The 16,424-nt window shown below is 57.5% G+C and carries 13 protein-coding genes and 1 pseudogene; 9 read left to right on the top strand and 5 right to left on the bottom strand.

Going from position 1 to position 16,424, the window contains the following annotated elements:
- Positions 1–24: 24 nt before the first annotated feature.
- Both IH404_RS08105 and dinG read right to left on the bottom strand, forming a co-directional pair.
- Positions 25–2,322, bottom strand: coding sequence for a beta-galactosidase (locus IH404_RS08105; RefSeq protein ID WP_194440258.1), 2,298 nt, complete (start codon positions 2,320–2,322; stop codon positions 25–27).
- Between the two features lie 88 nt (positions 2,323–2,410).
- Positions 2,411–4,555 carry an ATP-dependent DNA helicase DinG gene (gene dinG / locus IH404_RS08100; RefSeq protein ID WP_005785803.1) on the bottom strand — a complete coding sequence of 715 codons (2,145 nt, stop codon included), beginning with the start codon at positions 4,553–4,555 and terminating at the stop codon, positions 2,411–2,413.
- A 99-nt stretch (positions 4,556–4,654) separates the two neighbouring features.
- Here dinG and IH404_RS08095 point away from each other — a divergent pair, with 99 nt between their 5' ends.
- Positions 4,655–5,119, top strand: coding sequence for a CopD family protein (locus tag IH404_RS08095; RefSeq protein ID WP_005785801.1), 465 nt, complete (start codon positions 4,655–4,657; stop codon positions 5,117–5,119).
- Positions 5,120–5,650: 531 nt separating this feature from the next.
- Here the strand turns inward: IH404_RS08095 and IH404_RS08090 are convergent.
- On the bottom strand, positions 5,651–6,409 hold the full coding sequence (locus IH404_RS08090; protein WP_078820485.1) for a collagen-like protein: 759 nt from the start codon (positions 6,407–6,409) through the stop codon (positions 5,651–5,653).
- A 188-nt stretch (positions 6,410–6,597) separates the two neighbouring features.
- Here IH404_RS08090 and IH404_RS08085 point away from each other — a divergent pair, with 188 nt between their 5' ends.
- The 6 genes from IH404_RS08085 (at position 6,598) to IH404_RS08055 (ending at position 13,064) form a co-directional block, all read left to right on the top strand.
- On the top strand, positions 6,598–7,095 hold the full coding sequence (locus tag IH404_RS08085; protein ID WP_005785798.1) for a DUF6231 family protein: 498 nt from the start codon (positions 6,598–6,600) through the stop codon (positions 7,093–7,095).
- 163 nt (positions 7,096–7,258) lie between these two features.
- Positions 7,259–8,407 (top strand): site-specific integrase, encoded by a 1,149-nt coding sequence (locus IH404_RS08080; RefSeq protein ID WP_194440257.1) that lies wholly within the window; start codon positions 7,259–7,261, stop codon positions 8,405–8,407.
- The gene (locus IH404_RS08075; protein ID WP_194440256.1) at positions 8,407–10,086 is read left to right on the top strand and encodes a hypothetical protein; all 1,680 of its coding nucleotides are present in this window, start codon (positions 8,407–8,409) and stop codon (positions 10,084–10,086) included. The genes IH404_RS08080 and IH404_RS08075 overlap by 1 nt, the downstream gene beginning before the upstream one ends.
- The gene (locus IH404_RS08070; protein ID WP_194440255.1) at positions 10,083–11,972 is read left to right on the top strand and encodes an integrase; all 1,890 of its coding nucleotides are present in this window, start codon (positions 10,083–10,085) and stop codon (positions 11,970–11,972) included. Before IH404_RS08075 ends, IH404_RS08070 begins: the two co-directional genes overlap by 4 nt.
- Positions 11,969–12,397 carry a TetR family transcriptional regulator gene (locus IH404_RS08065; RefSeq protein WP_194440254.1) on the top strand — a complete coding sequence of 143 codons (429 nt, stop codon included), beginning with the start codon at positions 11,969–11,971 and terminating at the stop codon, positions 12,395–12,397. Before IH404_RS08070 ends, IH404_RS08065 begins: the two co-directional genes overlap by 4 nt.
- Positions 12,398–12,833: 436 nt before the next feature.
- Entirely contained in the window at positions 12,834–13,064 is a 231-nt protein-coding gene (locus IH404_RS08055) for a hypothetical protein (protein WP_194440719.1), read from the top strand.
- Between the two features lie 121 nt (positions 13,065–13,185).
- Here the strand turns inward: IH404_RS08055 and IH404_RS08050 are convergent.
- Positions 13,186–13,335 (bottom strand): annotated as a pseudogene (locus tag IH404_RS08050) (transposase); the annotation flags it as partial.
- A 609-nt stretch (positions 13,336–13,944) separates the two neighbouring features.
- Complete coding sequence (locus tag IH404_RS08045; RefSeq protein WP_177032620.1) at positions 13,945–14,166, bottom strand: helix-turn-helix transcriptional regulator; 222 nt, start codon at positions 14,164–14,166, stop codon at positions 13,945–13,947.
- Between the two features lie 106 nt (positions 14,167–14,272).
- On the opposite strand from IH404_RS08045, the gene IH404_RS08040 reads away from it, so the two are divergent.
- Together IH404_RS08040 and IH404_RS08035 are read left to right on the top strand one after the other, a co-directional pair.
- Positions 14,273–14,863, top strand: coding sequence for a hypothetical protein (locus IH404_RS08040; RefSeq protein WP_194440252.1), 591 nt, complete (start codon positions 14,273–14,275; stop codon positions 14,861–14,863).
- Positions 14,860–16,257 (top strand): DEAD/DEAH box helicase family protein, encoded by a 1,398-nt coding sequence (locus tag IH404_RS08035; RefSeq protein WP_194440251.1) that lies wholly within the window; start codon positions 14,860–14,862, stop codon positions 16,255–16,257. Before IH404_RS08040 ends, IH404_RS08035 begins: the two co-directional genes overlap by 4 nt.
- The last annotated feature ends 167 nt before the right edge of the window (positions 16,258–16,424 follow it).

The raw sequence follows: 16,424 nt of genomic DNA, 5'->3' as shown, positions 1-16,424 counted from the left end.
TTTTGTGAACCCGTCAACGACGAATCAATGACCGTTGCCGGAGTGCCCACCTGCATGTCCAGCGCCCTGCCCTGCGCCTTTGCCGCCCTGCCCCTGCTTGGCGCCTTCACTTTCACGCGCCGTGCGGGTCGCCTTGGCTTTTTGCGCCTCACGGCCCAACTGGTCGACCGCCGCCAGGTTGCTCTTGCGCACACTGTCAACGAAGCCCTGGAAAGGTACATCGGTGATGCCAACAAGGCCGAAATGGCCATTTTCGCCATCCAGCAGACGCCCGGTGACCGGCTGGTCCAGGTACTGGAACCAGTGCACGCCAACAATCGATGGCTCGGCCATGGCCTGCTTGAGGAACGTGGCGTACGCCGTACCGCGATCTTCTTCGCGGGCCAATTGCGTCACGCCGCCCCAGAACGGGCCACGGTCGGCCGAGCCGAAGTTGAATTCGGTAATCAACACCGGTTTGTCCAACTCACGCAGGGCGGCGAAGTCATAACCGTCCTGGGGTTTTAGGGTGTACATGTTGAAGCTCAACACATCGCAATACTGCGCGCACGACGCCACTGCTTCCGGGGTGCTCACGGCAAAACGGCCGCCCAGCAACAGTTGGTTCGGCGCGTGCCACTTCAGCGAGTCGGAAATGGTCTTGAAGTAAGCGTCGGCGAAGGTCTTCTGGAAGTACTTGAAGTCAGCTTCGATTTCCGGGTGTTCAGGGCTGGGCATCGGTGGCTCGAAGCCTGGGTCTTCCATCAGTTCCCAACCCGCCAGTTGAATACCCCAGGCTTTGGACAGACCTTCCTCGTTGCGATATTTGTCACGCAGCTGCTTGAGGAACGCGCGCTTGGCCGGGACATCGGTGGTCATGCGCAGGGTGCCGTAAGCCAAGGCGTAGCGGGATTTTGCATCGTCGCCAGGACCGGCCCAGGCCAGTTCGTTGTCGGCAAAAAAGCCGATCAACCACGGATCGTCGCGGTGATCACGAGCGGCGATGGCCACGGCGCGTTCGGTGGCCATCGCGAAACGTGGATCGAACGGATCGGGCATACCGCCCCACCAGTCGGTGCCGGTGCTGATGCTCGCGTAGTCACCCACAATCGACAGCGGCAGGGTATAAGGCACGCGGTCGGCAGTGGCCAGGTCCTCGTCGCTCCAGTTGCCCACGGTATTGAAACCCCAGGCTTGCAGACGGTCCAGGGTGTGCGTCACCCAGCGCTTCTGGTCCAAACTCTCGCCGCCGTAGGTGCGCTGCAGGTTGGCGCCATAAAAGTCATACCAACGCCCCGAACCAAAGCCGCGACCTTCGCCGGCACCGTTGCCGGTGCGGTTATCGCTGCTGCCGTAGTACTTGTCGAAGGATTCGCCGGCCTTGGGCAACGCCGCGAACATCCACTCACGCCCTGCCACGTAGGTCTGGCTGTTGTCCGCAGCCACGGTGTTGACCCCCAGTGAATAGAACGGATGACCTTCAGGCGTCACCAGATACCAGCGGCCGTCGCGCTTCTCTGTGCGGAAAAAGCCGCTGGAATCGAACGCCGGGCCTTTGTTCCAGCCGCCGTATTGGTCCAGGGAGGATTTGTCTCGCTCAGCCAACCAGGTTTTGAGCTGCTGCTGCTCTTTGGCAGCCGACGCCTTGAGCTGCTCGTCGCTGCTGACCTTTTCCGGCCAGCGCGCCCGGGTGGATTGGCCAAAAGCATCGACCAGTTCGCTGTAGGCGGCCGTCATTACCGGCTCGCTGTCCTGCACGCCAAAGCGCTCCAGCAGGATGCTTTGGGCGGCATTGGGCTTGATCATCGACAGGGTCACCGACACCACCTGGCTGCGGTCGATTTCGCCGGCACTGCCGGCCAGTAATACGCGCTGGCCATCCACGGTCATCGGCATCGGCGGGCCAGCCTTCATGCCCTGGCTCAGTGGCGAGTTGGCTTGCAATGGTACCAGCAGGGTCTGCGCAGGCCCGGCCGGCAAGTCGATGCGGCTGACCAGGGTCTTGCCGTCGGCGCTCTGCACCTTGACGTAGAGGGTCAGTGCCCAGTTCATCGCGCTCTGGATACGCAGGCTCATGGCGCTCGATTGCGACCAGTCCCACACACCGGATTGCGGGCTGAGCACCAGGCTTGGCTCGGCCGCCGGGTTGAAGGTGATACGGCGCAGCACCTCGCCTTCGGGAGTTTGTTCGGCGTTGTATTGGGGCAGGCTGGCGTCCTGAGTCGCCACCTTGACCACATCGGCAGGCCGGACGAAGTTGAACAGCGTTTGTTGCCCGGCAGGCGCGGCCATCAACGGCGCAGCGAACAGCAAGGCAAAAAGAGCGGGCAGCGTGCGAATCATACGAACAAGGTTCTCCCAGACGGCCGGTGAATGGCCTGGTGATAGTGATGAGATAGACCACAAAGTGGGCGAATTCGCCCACGGGGGTTTAAGAAATTTCGCGCCTGAACGGCGGCAACGCATTGAGGATAGCTTTGCCATAGCGTTGGGTGACCAGGCGGCGGTCAAGCAAGGTGATGGTGCCGCGGTCTTGCTCGGTGCGCAGCAAGCGCCCGCAGGCCTGCACCAGCTTCAATGAGGCATCCGGCACCGAGATTTCCATGAACGGGTTGCCGCCACGGGCTTCGATCCATTCGGCCAGTGCGGCCTCGACCGGATCATCGGGCACCGAGAACGGGATCTTGGCGATCACCACGTGTTCGCAATAAGCGCCAGGCAAGTCCACGCCCTCGGCAAAACTTGCCAGGCCGAACAATACGCTGGAATCACCGCCGTCGACCCGCGCCTTGTGCTTGTTCAGGGTTTCCTGCTTGGACAGGTTGCCCTGGATAAACACCTGTTTGCGCCAGTCGCGGTCGAGGCCATCGAACACGTCCTGCATCTGTTTGCGCGACGAGAACAGCACCAGGGTGCCGCGCGAACCTTCCACCAGTGACGGCAGATCGCGAATGATCGCCGCCGTGTGGGCAGCCGCATCCCGAGGGTCAGCCTTGAGGTCCGGTACGCGCAGCACACCGGCATCGGCATGATGAAACGGGCTCGGTACCACAGCGGTAACGGCCTTTTTCGGCAGGCCGGCGCGCATACGGAAGCGATCAAAGGTGCCCAGGGCGGTCAGCGTGGCCGACGTTACCAGGCAGCCGTAGGCCACGTTCCACAGGTTGCGGCGCAGCATTTCAGCGGCGAGGATCGGGCTGGCGTTGACCTCGATATCAAACAGCGCACCGCTTTCCGACAGGGTAAGCCAACGGGCCATGGGCGGGTTGTCTTCCGGATCTTCCACGGTGAACGCGGTCCACAGCTCCCAGTTACCCTGTGAGCGGGACAACAGGCTGCCGAACAGCGGATACCACTCCTCGGCCTGGTTGCTGGCAATGCCGATATTGACCTCGCCGTCCATGCCTTCCTTGAGCAAATCCGTAAGGCGGGTGAACAAGTCGGTCAGGCGTGAAAAGCCTTTCTTCAGCTCGATGCCCATTTCGCGCATGTGCTCGGGGATCATGCCGCCGACAAAACGGTGGCGCGGGCGCTCACGGCCCTCGACGTCTTCGCCGGGCTTGAAGTCGGCCACCTGTTCGCAGGCGCTGAACATGAATTGCTGTTGGGTCTTGATCTCCCGCGCCAGCTCCGGCACCTGCTCGATCAGCTTTCCCAGGTCGCCGGGCAGCGGATGCTGGGCCAGCAACTTGGTGAGGTTCTTGGCAGTGGTTTCCAGCCAGTCGGCAGTGGAACGCAGGCGCGTGTAATGGGCGAAGTGGCCGATGGCTTTGTCCGGCAGGTGGTGACCTTCGTCGAACACATAAAGCGTGTCGCGTGGGTCGGGCAGCACCGCGCCGCCGCCCAGTGCCAGGTCGGCCAGCACCATGTCGTGGTTGGTGACGATGACATCCACCTTGCCCATGCCTTCGCGGGCCTTGTAGAAGGCGCACTGGCCGAAATTGGGGCAATGGCGATTGGTGCACTGGCTGTGGTCGGTGGTCAGGCGCGCCCAGTCGGAATCCTCCAGGGCGGTGGGCCAGCTGTCGCGGTCGCCGTCCCATTTGTTGCCGGCCAGTTTCTCGATCATGCTGGTAAACAGCTTCTGGCTGGCCTCGTCGACCTCGATCTTGAAGCCTTCTTCTTCGAACAGCGATGCGGTGGCGGTTTGCGCATGGCCTTCCTGCAGCAACACGTCGAGCTTGGACAGACACATGTAGCGGCCACGGCCCTTGGCCAGGGCGAAGGTAAAGCTCAGGCCGCTGTTGCGCATCAGGTCGGGCAAGTCTTTGTAGACAATCTGCTCTTGCAGGGCGACGGTGGCGGTGGCGATCACCAGGCGCTTGCCGGCGGCCTTGGCGGTGGGGATCGCGGCCAGGCTGTAGGCCACAGTCTTGCCAGTACCGGTGCCGGCCTCGACGGCCACGACCGCAGGTTCGCCCTCGCGGCGACCTTCGTCATCGGTGTCGATATCCCCGAGGACTTTCGCCACTTCGGCGATCATCAGGCGTTGGCCGTAGCGCGGTTTCAAGCTCTTGGCTTCGAGAAAACGCGAATAGGCGCCCTGGATCGTGGTTTTGAGTTCAGTGCTGATCATGGATAGTCGGGCGCAAAAAACGCTGGATAAATTTTCAGTGGTTCGGATCGGCCGCTATCATACCCCGCTAATTAATCCCGCGCAGAACGGAGTACCACAATGACCGCGTTTAGCCTCGCTTACACCCTGCATGTACTGGCCGCCCTGATTTGGGTCGGCGGTATGTTTTTCGCCTGGATGATCCTGCGACCCGCCGCCATGGCGGCCCTTGAGGGCCCTGCCCGGCTCAAGTTGTGGGCAAATGTGCTTCAACGTTTTTTTGTGTGGGTGTGGGTCGCGGTCGTGATTTTGCCGATCAGCGGCGTTGGTTTGCTGCAACTGCGCTTCAACGGTTTTGAAACCGCGCCGCGCTATGTGCAGGTGATGATGGGGTTGTATCTGGTGATGACTGCGCTGTTTATCCGCATCCAGGCGTTGAAGTTCCCGGAACTGCGCAAGGCGGTGGCGGCTGAGGACTGGCCGGCGGGCGCGGCTGCGCTGGGGCAGATTCGCAAATTGGTGGGGATTAATCTGATCGTAGGGTTGGTGGTGGTGGCGATTGCTTCGGCTCGACCGATGTTCTGAGGCGAGGCTTGCATCGCCATCGGGGTGTGGATATCTACACAACTACAGTTCGCCGTACCCAACGGTAACCACGATGCGAAGCGAGCCGCTCTTGATCTTGATCTGCTTTTGATCTTAAGCGCCCCGTCAAACCACGCTGGCCGGAATTCGACAGGGATTTGGGGGGTAAACCGGCAGGGATGCCGGTTTAGCCGCCCCACGCCATGGATGGCGCGTGGCGGCGACCCCCCAAATCACTGGCGGATTACGGGCACACCGAGCCTAGGCGAGGTGCCGAGTGGTGGGGCAAGAGCGTTTTGCTTACTTTTGTCTGGGCCGGCATTCCGGCTTTTCAAAAGTGAGCCGCTGTAAGAGCGGAGCCAATAGCAGCCGTTACCCAAATAACGGATATGTACTCGGTCTGATCCAGCATCCTGGTCGGCCCTGAGGCCGCCATCGGGGGCAAGCCCCCTCCCACCTGAAATGCATTCCAACATGTGGAAGGGGCGATGCGACGACTCGCCTTGCCCCGGTAGCATCGGAACAGTCGACTCAAAGCCGCTGAATGGTCACCGCCCCCGCAGGCCCGGCCGGCCCCGGCTGCCCTTCAAGCCCCGGCCGACCCTTGTCGCCACCATCGGCGCGGTACACCAGGCAGCCCTTGGACTGCCCACCCTTGCCAGGTTTACCCGCCACGCCAGGCAACCCACCGGCACCGCCGTCCACCCAGACCTTGATTTGCTCAATCGGGAAGTCCTGCGGCAACTCCAGACGTACCTGCGCACCCGCCGCACCCGGCAGGCCGTCACCGCCGTTGTCACCGTTAAACCCGCGCCCGGCCGAACCCCAGGTGCAGCCTGGGTCCACACCGTTGGCGCCATCCAGGCCCGCGTACCCTTGGGCACCGGCACCGCCGCGGGCGTCTACCGACAACGCTTCAGCAGTGAGGGAATTGATCCGCAAGGTCAGGTCACGCCCAGCCTTGGCAGGTTTTTCATGGGTGCCGGGGGCGCCGCGCGACGTGATCTGGCTACCCTGCTCCAGTTGCGCCTGGCGCACTTGCATTTGCAGCGCGCTAGCGCCGGGAACAATGGTGATGCGTGCGTCACGCCCCAGGTGCAACTCATCCACAGTGACCTGACTGATAGTGGCCGGAATCAGCAAAGTGCCATAGTCCGCCACGTCCAGGCGCTCAAGCTGCAACACGCTGGTGCTGCTGGGGAGGCGCATCAACGAGTTGGTTTCGACACTGACGCTCTGGGCCAGGGCAATGGGGCTGACCAGCAGGGCCAACAGAAAAACCTTACGCATCATGGGGCTCCTGAGTGTTTTCAAATTTTTCTTTGAGCGCACAGTAACGACTTCTACCGGCGATTTGCCAGTGAAGGATCAAAAAACTTCCGCTGGTACGGTACAAGCCGCCGTGGCCCTGACCGCAATGTCCTAGGCTGGCACGCCCAGCCGCGCTAGTCTCTACCGTCCTGATGTGAGGATCTGCAATGACCGCTGGAATTTCTTCCCGTACACCCCAGCAAGCCCTGGCTGCCCTGCTTGAGTTGCACCAGCCCAAACGCCTGCTGTTATTGGGCGCCAGCCAGTTTCCGGCGCTGGAGGCGTTTAAAACCGCGCACCCGGATGTGAACGTCTGTGTCGCCGCACCTGGGCCACTGCCTGCCGAACTGGCAGCGCAGCGTTTTGATTTGGCGCTGGTAGTCGATTGCCTTGAACACTTGCCCAAGCCTCAAGGTCTGACGCTTCTGGGCGGCATTCGAAACCTCAATGCCAGCCGGATCGCGGTGCTGGTCGACCTGCGTGCCTGCGACTGGAAGGACACCGACTTCTTTTCCCTGGCCTTGCAAGCCGGCGAGCGCTTCCAGCGCGATGAGCAAGTTCTGACGCTGTTTACCTATGATCTGCTTGACTATAAACAAGTGCCCGACTGGCTCAACGCACGCTTCTGGGCCAACCCGGAGAATTTTGGAAAGTATTGGTGGTAACCCGATGATCTGACTCCTTGCAAGCGTTAGATTCCCATTGTATTAGATAGCAGCCCCTTACGAACTCCTAGCCTGAGCTGGTAATTAAAGGGCGATCTAATGACCCTGAATCTGTTAAAGCAGGCTTAAGGGATTGGGTATCTGCTCTAGTAAGGGATGGCAGATGGAGCTTGTAAACGCTACTAAAGACTTTGTGATCGCTGGGCAACCCTACCCGGGATTCCCCGTTCTTCTGTGGGACTCGATGGAGAGTTGTGTCCCCGCCAATCAATTTTTTCGCCATTACTTAATTCGCGGTGCTATAGGGTCTAAACGCTCCTGGCCAAGTACTGGACGCTCTCTTTATGATTTCTTCAGCTTCCTCCAAGCGCACGAACTGGACTGGCGGGACGTAGATCGAGGTGAGGCTAAGAGTCTTGTGTCTGCCTACCGAGACTATTGCTTGGACACGTGCGGCCTGGCTCTGAACACTACACGCCAGCGACTGACGTACATCTGTAAGTTCTACGAATTCGCCCTAGATAATGGCTGGGTGAAGCGCCTGCCGTTCGGTCATGAAGAGCGCACCGTAAAGCGTGAATGTGGCTTCCTTGCGCATGTCGATGCCCGTGGTGGTCAGGTGATGGCAAACAATGTGATACCGCGTTACCACAAGATTTTGCCCAAGTTTCTAAGCATGGCCGAGATCAAATCTCTCCTGGCCGAAGCGGAGAACCCTCATCACAGGATGATGATTCGCCTGGCGTTGCATACAGGTCTGCGCCGCGAGGAAATCGCTTCCTTCCCGCTGGCATATGTTTTCGACCCAGACAAGGTTGGACGAGCCGAACGCAACATCCGCATTCGGCTCGATCCGTTCGACGGCAGCGGTATGATGACCAAGGGCAGCAAGTCACGGGATATTTACGTCAGCCGCCAGTTCATGGATGAACTCAATCGCTATGTGACGAAGATACGCGGCGAGCGCGCCTCGTTAAGCAAGACTCCACAAAAAGCCTTGCTCCTTAACCAGTCCGGTAAACCCTATGGTGACGATGGCAAAAGCCTCAACCGGATCATCAGCGAGACCGGCAAGCGGGCTAGAATCAAGGTCCACACGCACATGCTCCGTCACACCTATGCAACCCAAACCCTAGTTAGCCTCCAGCGTACCCCTAACAGAGGTCTGGAGCCTTTGGTCTTCATTCAGCGACAACTCGGCCACAGCTCGATTCAGACAACCATGGTGTACCTGCATCTGGTCAATGAAATGGCCGACAAGGCGGTGCTGGCGTATGACGATGAATTGAACGCACTGGTAGGGGCTGCTTGATGGGCAAACGCAAGATATTTACGAAGACCGACCTCAACGTCCCGCAAGTCGAGCACAGTCAGGATATGGCAGGTAATGTGGTGATTCTGCCAGAGGTAATTCCGCCGATTAATACAAAGATTACGTTCGGGCGGAACGCCACCTCGGCCCGTACCTTCGATTTTGCCCGCTGGTATGGCGCTGACATAGATCCCATCACCTATGCTTGCCAGCGCCAGATCGAACGCTTCCTCTCAGAAGGGAACGCCGTCATCGCGACGAGCTCGGTGACTGCTTACTGCAGGCAAGGATTGCGCCTTTTTCTCGACTACTGCTTGCTGCACGCGACGGCATTTGGCCGAGAATTGGCGTTGACCGATATAACCCGGGACCTGATCGACGGTTATCTCGGCCATCTTGCCGGGATGGGCGTGAAAACTACCTATCAGAAAAGCACCTACGCGAAGACTAAGTCCGTACTGATCGCTTTGGGGCGGCGTGGACTGGTCCACCTTGTCACCTCCGGCGATTCCGCGACCTTCCCATATAATCCCTTTCCAAACATCAACCGCAAGACCATGCGCGCGATGGCGCTCTCTAAGCGCGAGCAGGGAGCTTTAGTGGTGGCGCTGCGACACGCCATCAAGCCGATTTGGAATGATGATGTAAATATAACCAGTGAACTCCTAAGCATTATCCTGCTGCTCGTGGCACTGCACACTGGGCGCAATACCACGCCACTGGTGGAAATGGGTCGCGACTGCCTGCGCTCGCACCCTAAGGACAACACCGTGTTCCTGGTGCTATGGAAACGGCGCGGTTACAACTCCAGCAAGGTGGCCCTCCGCGCCGCGTCAGACGCCGAACGCCTTTTGGAATCCACGCCCAGCGTGAGAACCAACCTAGAACGGCTGATCCGTCGCGTGATGACTCTTACCGAGCCTTTGGATGCAGAAGCACCGGTTGACCTCAAGGGCCGCGTGTGGCTGTATCGCTCTCGTGACCGGAAAAACGCCGGCGAAGTCCATGCCTTGACTTCTGCATCGTTGGGAGAGGCCGCAATAAGCTTTGTAGCTCGCTATAACCTGACAGACAGCGACGGAAAGCCACTGCGCATTAACATCTCACGCCTGCGCAAGACCTTCGCCAACCGCATCTTCGAGCTGACCGATGGCGATTTGGTAACCACTGCCGCAGCCCTCGGCAATACCCTGCGGGTAGCCGACCAAAACTACTTGGCACCCGGTAATGTTGCCCGTCGCAACTGGCAGTTCATGGGCGAGGTACTGGTGCAGGAGATGCTAACCCAGACCATTGGAGCGACTTTTACGAATACCCCCATGGGCCGCTGCTCCGACCCGGTGAACGGCCAGTACGCCCCGAAGCGCGAGGGCGCGACCTGCATGAACTTCATAAACTGCCTGCGGTGCAGTCACTATGCGGTGACCGCCGAGGATCTGTATAAGCTGTTCAGCTTTTACTTCCGCGTGCTGACCGAGCGCTCACGTATGGACAAGCGGCGCTGGGCACGAGAGTACGCTCACATCCCCCGTTTGATAGACCACTACATCATTGCCGAGGGCCTTCGTCGCGGCACGTTCAAGGCAGCCGTCGTGGAGGCTGCCCGTGAGCGTGCCCGCATCCTGCCGCATCCGTTCTGGTCAGTTGATCTGATTGACAATCTGGAAGTCTTTGCATGAGCGATAACACCTTGGTGGCAACAACCTTTGCCCTATTTGCAGCCCTGCCTGGTGATGTGCGTGGACTCTCTGAATCCGAGCGCGACACCCTAATTGTCAGCACCACTCAGATCGATGGAAAGTGGGTCATCCTTAGCCGCTACGGCGATAATATTTGGCAACTCGATGGGTGCGCCAGCAACGTGGAGATGAGCAAGAAACGGCTGGACTTCAACAAACTACCGTCGGCATTTCTAGAAGTGATGAAAGCAGTGTTGTACCGCTACCTACGACGTGGCCTCAGAGGCGGCGCGCGTCCTAAAGGCGGCTCTATGAGACGCTTATTTCACGATGCACAGCCATTCTTAAGCCATTTGCAGGCGCTTAAACTCGATCACATTAACGCGGCGACCCCCATGGTCTGCGGGACCTATGTGAACGCATGCAAGGCGTATCGTCAAACCAAGCTATCCAAGGGTAAGCCACTTTCGCAAGCTGCAATAAGTACCCGTTTCAAAGCCGTCGAAGCGCTCTATGAACTCAGTCAATATACCGACGATCGGATGCCGGCGCATCCATGGCCGGAGACTTCAGCAAAGGCATTGGCAGGGCTCACCGGCCGTGGATTTAATTACGAGAGCAAAACGCATCTGATCCCCGATGATGTGTTCTGCGTTCTGTTCGAGCGAGCCTACCAGCAAGTTGAACGCGGTCTGCACCTGCTTGACCTCCGCGATGCATTAGAAGTTCTAACGACGCAGCGAAAAGGGCAACTTACCAGTGCCGTCTATGTCGCTATGAATGTTCAACTTGGCGCTCTTGGTTGGGAGGGCGGTCTGAACTCATTCACTAAGGCATTACTCGATCTGCGGACTTCTTGTTACATCGTCGTAGCCAGCACCTCCGGCTGTCGAAATCACGAGCTAACCAACCTACAGTCAGGCGCACACCACCGCACTGAGGACGATGAAGGCACCACATACCACTGGATGCGCGCTCGCTCGGAAAAAACCGATACTGGTGTGCATGACTGGATGATCCCCGAAGTCGCTGTGCGCGCCCTGCGCGTAATGGAGCGCTGGGCCGCGCCCTATCAGGCCAAGCTTGCCGCCGAAATCATGCAGCGTAGACGCGCCAATCCATATGATCCGCAGATAGTAGAGGCACAGAAACACCGCCATGCGCTCTTTCTCGCTGTTGATCGAAAAAATAATCTGGCACGCACGCTTAGCAACAAAAATTGGAATGGGCGACTTAAAGCATTCACGAAGAATTGCGGTCTGAGTTGGAATCTCACTACCCATCAGTTCCGCCGCAAGTTCGCCAACTACGCCGCACACAGCCGTTTCGGCGACCTGCGCTACCTCAAGGAGCATTTCGCGCACTGGTCGTTGGACATGACGTTGAGCTACGCCATGGATGATACTTGGGGACAACATCTGGACCTTGAACTGTACGACGATATTCAGGGAGAGGTGGAAGACATAAAACTCGGCGTCGTGGACAAATGGCTAGGTGACGCCCCCCTGGCCGGTGGCTATGGCAACGCGCTGAAAAAGTGGCAGCGAGAACCACAGAACCTGCTGATTTTCAAGGATCATGCCTCGATGCTGAAGTCCATTAGTGAGAGTACCGCAATCCGGAGCAACGGCCACGCCTGGTGCACGGCGGACAATGACGGTTGCGTCGGCAACACCCTTGAACGTACCCGCTGCGGCGACTGCAACCATGCCGTGATAGGACGCGGTCATGCGCCCATTTACCAACAATTATACGATGATCTGAAAGGGCTGCTGCATTGCACAGACATTGGCGAGGGCGGCCGCCAGCGCGTTGAGCGCAACCTGAATCGCTGCCGTGACGTACTGGCACAGTTGGGAATGGACCCGGAGACTCTAATCGCATGAAACTCAAAGATAAGGCGACCAACTACAAACCTGCCGAGGATCGCGAGAAGGATCTGAAACTCGCCCTCCTCCGCATCCAGAAGGGGCGCGCCCGCCCTGGGGAGTCCAAGATTACCATCGCGGCGGTCGCCCGTGAGGCGGGCGTATCAACGGCGCTAATTCACAACCACTATCCGCGAATTGCCGAGGCTATCCGAGAGGCTCAAGGTCGCTCCAGTCGTGCCATGCGTGATGTGAAACAAAAAGACTTGATTGTGGAACGCAAAAAGTCTGCAGCGTACCGCCAGGAGATCGAAGAGCTGCAGACCAAGCTCGCCAGTCTTGCTTCCATCAACGAAGTACTGATGGACGAGAATCGTGTGCTCAAAGCTAAGATGAACGACAGCAAAGTGGTCGATCTGGCCTCAAGGAAACCGCACGGGTAAGTAGATTCCGTTTTCCTGCTCAGTTCTCCTTGCCTCCACCGATTTGTTGTGTGGACTGCTCGTTCTGGATAACGGTGATAACCAGCGAGCGCCTATCTGGCGTTGCATAAGTAAATTCTTGGTGTTGTTCATCGCGGTTGTCGCACCTACGTAAATAAACCGGCCCATCGCTCGTTGGGCACTGAGATAATTAGTAGACCGGCAGCCATGTCGAGCCGGGGGCCGCGTGGATCTGAGCACCGAGCTTGCACAGTGTCGACTACTCACAACGCAACCTGTCTGCATGCTCAATGAGCAACTCCTCGATCAAAAGAGTGCCTAGGTAGGTCAAAAGCAGCGCAACCGGAGGAGTGCCCGCAAAACTCAATTTCGGTTTGCATAGCCAAAACCGTGCTTTTTCTTCGTCCCCAAACACCGCTTCGGCCATGGCTGCTACATGAGCAAGTCGAAACAATCGATCACTCTCACCCAACGTCAAGCGCTGTCCTCGCGCAAATCGGCGATGGAGAGTGCTCATCGAAATAACCTGGCTGAGCGTGTCAGTGCTGAAGAGGCTCTGCTCGCACCAAGCCTTTATCCTCCTAAGCTAGAAGCCCGCCACGATAATTTCGTGAATTCTTTGTCTATCAGCGTCGACTGGAGGTTCGTCCAGGTACAGCAACAGTAGAAGACGGCTCAGCTCGCCGTATTGGTTCAGCAGTACGGCTAGGCCGCGCCCAATGACCTCATCGGTCGATCATCTGTGCACCAGGTCGCCATCCTCATTACAGGCCACCAGGCGCCGATCGTTTGCTGTAGCGCTTTATCCAGGCATAGAGGCTATGCGTCGACACGCCAAGACGCGCCGCCACATCAGCGACAGGCAGCTCCTTTTCGGTCACTTGATTGACCGCTTGGATTTTGTGCGTAATTGCATCGACTTGACCACCTATTTGCATTCGACTTGACCAGGCGTTGGCATCGGACTTGACCAGTGCACATCGTATCCATGACTGGCTAAGGTCGATCCAAAGCAGTCAACCACTTGGGCCGTCTGAGTGTCATCGAGTGAGGATATTGGCGCAGCAATCTTGAGTGGGATGGCGCCTGCCCGCAGTGGGCGAATCTGTGATGCGAGCCTTTGCGGCCGTCAGAAAAAACGACAGTCCGCTCCTGGCCGCTAGCGAACATCTAGGAACGACAGCTTCTGGCCGCTCTGTGCCGGTGACGGCAGGCGAGATTTGGCGAGCACCAGTCATACACACCTCTGGAACCATCTAGAGGATGATCAACGCGTAACGCGTTTTTTGCACCACAATGACGCCAGAATGCCTATGGCAATCGACACCAGTGGAATGCTTGAAGCAATGCTCAGTGTTGGAAACACCAAGAGTATTTGCGAGTCGTTACCTCTGCGCCGATTCTATATTTCAATCTCAGGCGCGTACTTTTCTGCCGTGAAAACCACGCCCGACTTTTCAACAGAGTCGGTCGTTTCCTGCCTTCCTGAATGACAGCTATTTATTGTCCGTGGTCTTCTTAAGTATCGCTTTTGATCAGATACGGAGCTATAGCTCTGACGGCTGGGGTAGAAGGCGGGATGGATCACAAGCGAGTTCGCTTGCAATCCGATACAGCTTCTCGATCGTGATGTTTACTTCTCCTCGCTCGATCCGCCCCATGTAGCTGCGGTCAATATTGCAGGCTAGCGCTAACGCATCTTGAGAGATCCTACGGACCGTTCTCTGTGCCCGGATGCGTTCCCCCAACGCTTTCGCCAATTTATCCATGCCTGCCTCAATTCCACTTAAGGCGGCACTATCATGCGTTTGCGGACCCAGAGGCCACGGACTATAATCCGTATTTTTTTGCGTTATTAACTGTCCTGGTACCTCAATGAAATCGGGTTCATATATTTTCGATAGGCGTCTGTATGAGCTGCTTCTAGACGAGGGGAGAGCGAGTTTTACGACTCGTGAACTTCGTGATGCCTATGCGCAACGCCTTGAAGGCATGACTTTTCGAATCGGTGATGTGCGCCGCTATGTGTATGAGCAGATTCGCCGAATGTTGCGCATCGGTTGGCTTGTGCACCATGAAGAGCGTCTCGCGCGGGGGCAGGTCTACCACTTGCAACCCATACCAGCCCATTTGCAGTTGGAGCTGATCGATAACGGGTTCGAAAACAGCCTCAATGCTGCATTTGAGCACCAGCAGGAGCCTTTAGTACTTGATAATGCGGCCCTACCTTTGAGCGTTTCGTCCGGCTCCGATCAGCGCTTGGAATCGCTCCATAAAGAGATTCGTTTGGATTTCCTGTCTTCGATGGGTGAGGCGGAGCGGTATAAGTTGCTTCTGGAGGATATGCCGCATCTGCGTGACAAGGTCGAAAGCGAGTACCTAGACGCGCGAGACCGCAGTTCACGTTTGTTGGGGCATCTCCGCGCTATCGAGAAGACACTCAAGAAGCTTGCCGCCATACGATGACTAGATCGCTACGAGACTGGCAAAACAGATGCATCAACAGGGCGTTGGAGCACTTTACTGTCATGCCACATTTTTTCTGTCAGGCAACTCCTGGTGCCGGCAAAACACGAATGGCGGCAGAGCTGGCTGGTCAACTGCTTGAGCAGAACAGAATCGAACTAGTTTTGTGCTTCGCTCCGTCTTGCCAGGTTGTTGAGGGATTTCGGTCAACCTTTGCTGCTGTGCTTGGCAAGCGCCTCGACGGCCGGATAGGTGCCGTGGGTGCAGCATTCACCTACCAGGCCATGGAATATCGAGATGAGGCATTCTGGCAGCTCCTTGATGACTACCGTGTGCTAGTTGTCTTCGATGAAATCCACCATTGTGCCGGCCATGATTCGCTGCTCAGTAACGCTTGGGGGCAGCAGATAATGCAACGAATACAGAATCGCGCGACCTTCACTCTGGCACTCTCCGGTACCCCGTGGCGATCTGATGATCGAGCCATTGCCCTGGCAAGATATTCCACACCCGAAGGGCATTTGATCTGCGACTACCGCTATGGCCTAAAAGAAGCCATTGAAGACGGAGTTTGCCGTTCCCCTCGAATTGTCTTGCTCGACAATCAGAAAGTGAAACTCACTGAGGAGCTGGGAGCCGATAGTTCCGTCAGGCTGTTTCCAAGCTTTGCCAATCTCCTGGAGGAATCACCGATCACTTACGAAGAACTGCTTCGGCATGACGAGGTGATCGCTCAACTGCTCGATCTGGGCTGCAGCAAGTTAAGCCAGCTTCGCCAGTTCAAACCGAATGCCGCCGGCTTGGTTGTAGCCACCGACATCGAACATGCTCAACAAATTGCCCAGGCCCTGGACGCCCGGGGAGAAGGTTGCCGCATCGTGACAAACAAAACTCCGGACGCTCAACAGATGATCAATGCGTTCAGACAGAGTTCTAGCCGTTGGATTGTCGCGGTCGGGATGATCAGTGAAGGCACCGACATTCCCCGCCTGCAAGTGTGCTGCTACTTCAGCCGTATCCGAACCGAATTGCACTATCGGCAAGTGCTGGGGCGAGTGCTTCGAAGAACAGGGGAATCCGATGATCAAGCTTGGCTGTTCATGATCGCGGAGCCGACGTTGCGAGGCTTTGCGGAGCGAATTGCGGAGGACCTGCCGGATGACTTAGCAGTGTTAAATGTTCAGGCGCCAGATTTTACTTCAAGTTCAAAGCCGGGTCTGAGTGGCGTTATTTCCAGTGAAGATGGGCTGAATGGCCGTATCAAAAGGGAAGTTCAGCAGACTATTGAAGCGGAAAACACGAACATCGTCTCTCTCGGACGGGGCGTAACTGGACCAAGCTATCAGGTGAGTTTTTCGCAGCATTTCAGGCAGCAGTTACTTGCTTGTTTTTAGTGGTCGAAAACAGAAATTAACGTCTACTCCGTTCCATGCCGTGCCCGACCCCATGGTTTAAAGGGTTATCGCTGCCGGTTGCGAGCGGCTGATTTGGGTCGTCTTCTGCCCGTCGCGAGACGGAAGAAAACGACCCGATACAGCCGGTCGACACTGGCAGAAGTGGA

The sequence above is a fragment of the Pseudomonas sp. OST1909 genome (assembly GCF_015277575.1).
GTDB classification, from domain to species: domain Bacteria; phylum Pseudomonadota; class Gammaproteobacteria; order Pseudomonadales; family Pseudomonadaceae; genus Aquipseudomonas; species Aquipseudomonas synxantha_A.
Note: the sequence above shows the minus strand (reverse complement) of the source record. Positions and strands in the feature narration are given on the sequence as shown.

Bases quoted from the DNA above. Each gene is read 5' to 3' on its own strand.
- IH404_RS08085 (WP_005785798.1), top strand. From the start codon at position 6,598: ATGACCGCTGGAATTTCTTCCCGTACACCCCAGCAAGCCCTGGCTGCC.
- IH404_RS08080 (WP_194440257.1), top strand. From the start codon at position 7,259: ATGGAGCTTGTAAACGCTACTAAAGACTTTGTGATCGCTGGGCAACCC.
- IH404_RS08065 (WP_194440254.1), top strand. From the start codon at position 11,969: ATGAAACTCAAAGATAAGGCGACCAACTACAAACCTGCCGAGGATCGC.
- IH404_RS08040 (WP_194440252.1), top strand. From the start codon at position 14,273: ATGAAATCGGGTTCATATATTTTCGATAGGCGTCTGTATGAGCTGCTT.
- IH404_RS08105 (WP_194440258.1), bottom strand. From the start codon at position 2,322: ATGATTCGCACGCTGCCCGCTCTTTTTGCCTTGCTGTTCGCTGCGCCG.
- IH404_RS08095 (WP_005785801.1), top strand. From the start codon at position 4,655: ATGACCGCGTTTAGCCTCGCTTACACCCTGCATGTACTGGCCGCCCTG.
- IH404_RS08075 (WP_194440256.1), top strand. From the start codon at position 8,407: ATGGGCAAACGCAAGATATTTACGAAGACCGACCTCAACGTCCCGCAA.
- IH404_RS08045 (WP_177032620.1), bottom strand. From the start codon at position 14,166: ATGGATAAATTGGCGAAAGCGTTGGGGGAACGCATCCGGGCACAGAGA.
- IH404_RS08090 (WP_078820485.1), bottom strand. From the start codon at position 6,409: ATGCGTAAGGTTTTTCTGTTGGCCCTGCTGGTCAGCCCCATTGCCCTG.
- dinG (WP_005785803.1), bottom strand. From the start codon at position 4,555: ATGATCAGCACTGAACTCAAAACCACGATCCAGGGCGCCTATTCGCGT.
- IH404_RS08035 (WP_194440251.1), top strand. From the start codon at position 14,860: ATGACTAGATCGCTACGAGACTGGCAAAACAGATGCATCAACAGGGCG.
- IH404_RS08055 (WP_194440719.1), top strand. From the start codon at position 12,834: ATGAGCAAGTCGAAACAATCGATCACTCTCACCCAACGTCAAGCGCTG.
- IH404_RS08070 (WP_194440255.1), top strand. From the start codon at position 10,083: ATGAGCGATAACACCTTGGTGGCAACAACCTTTGCCCTATTTGCAGCC.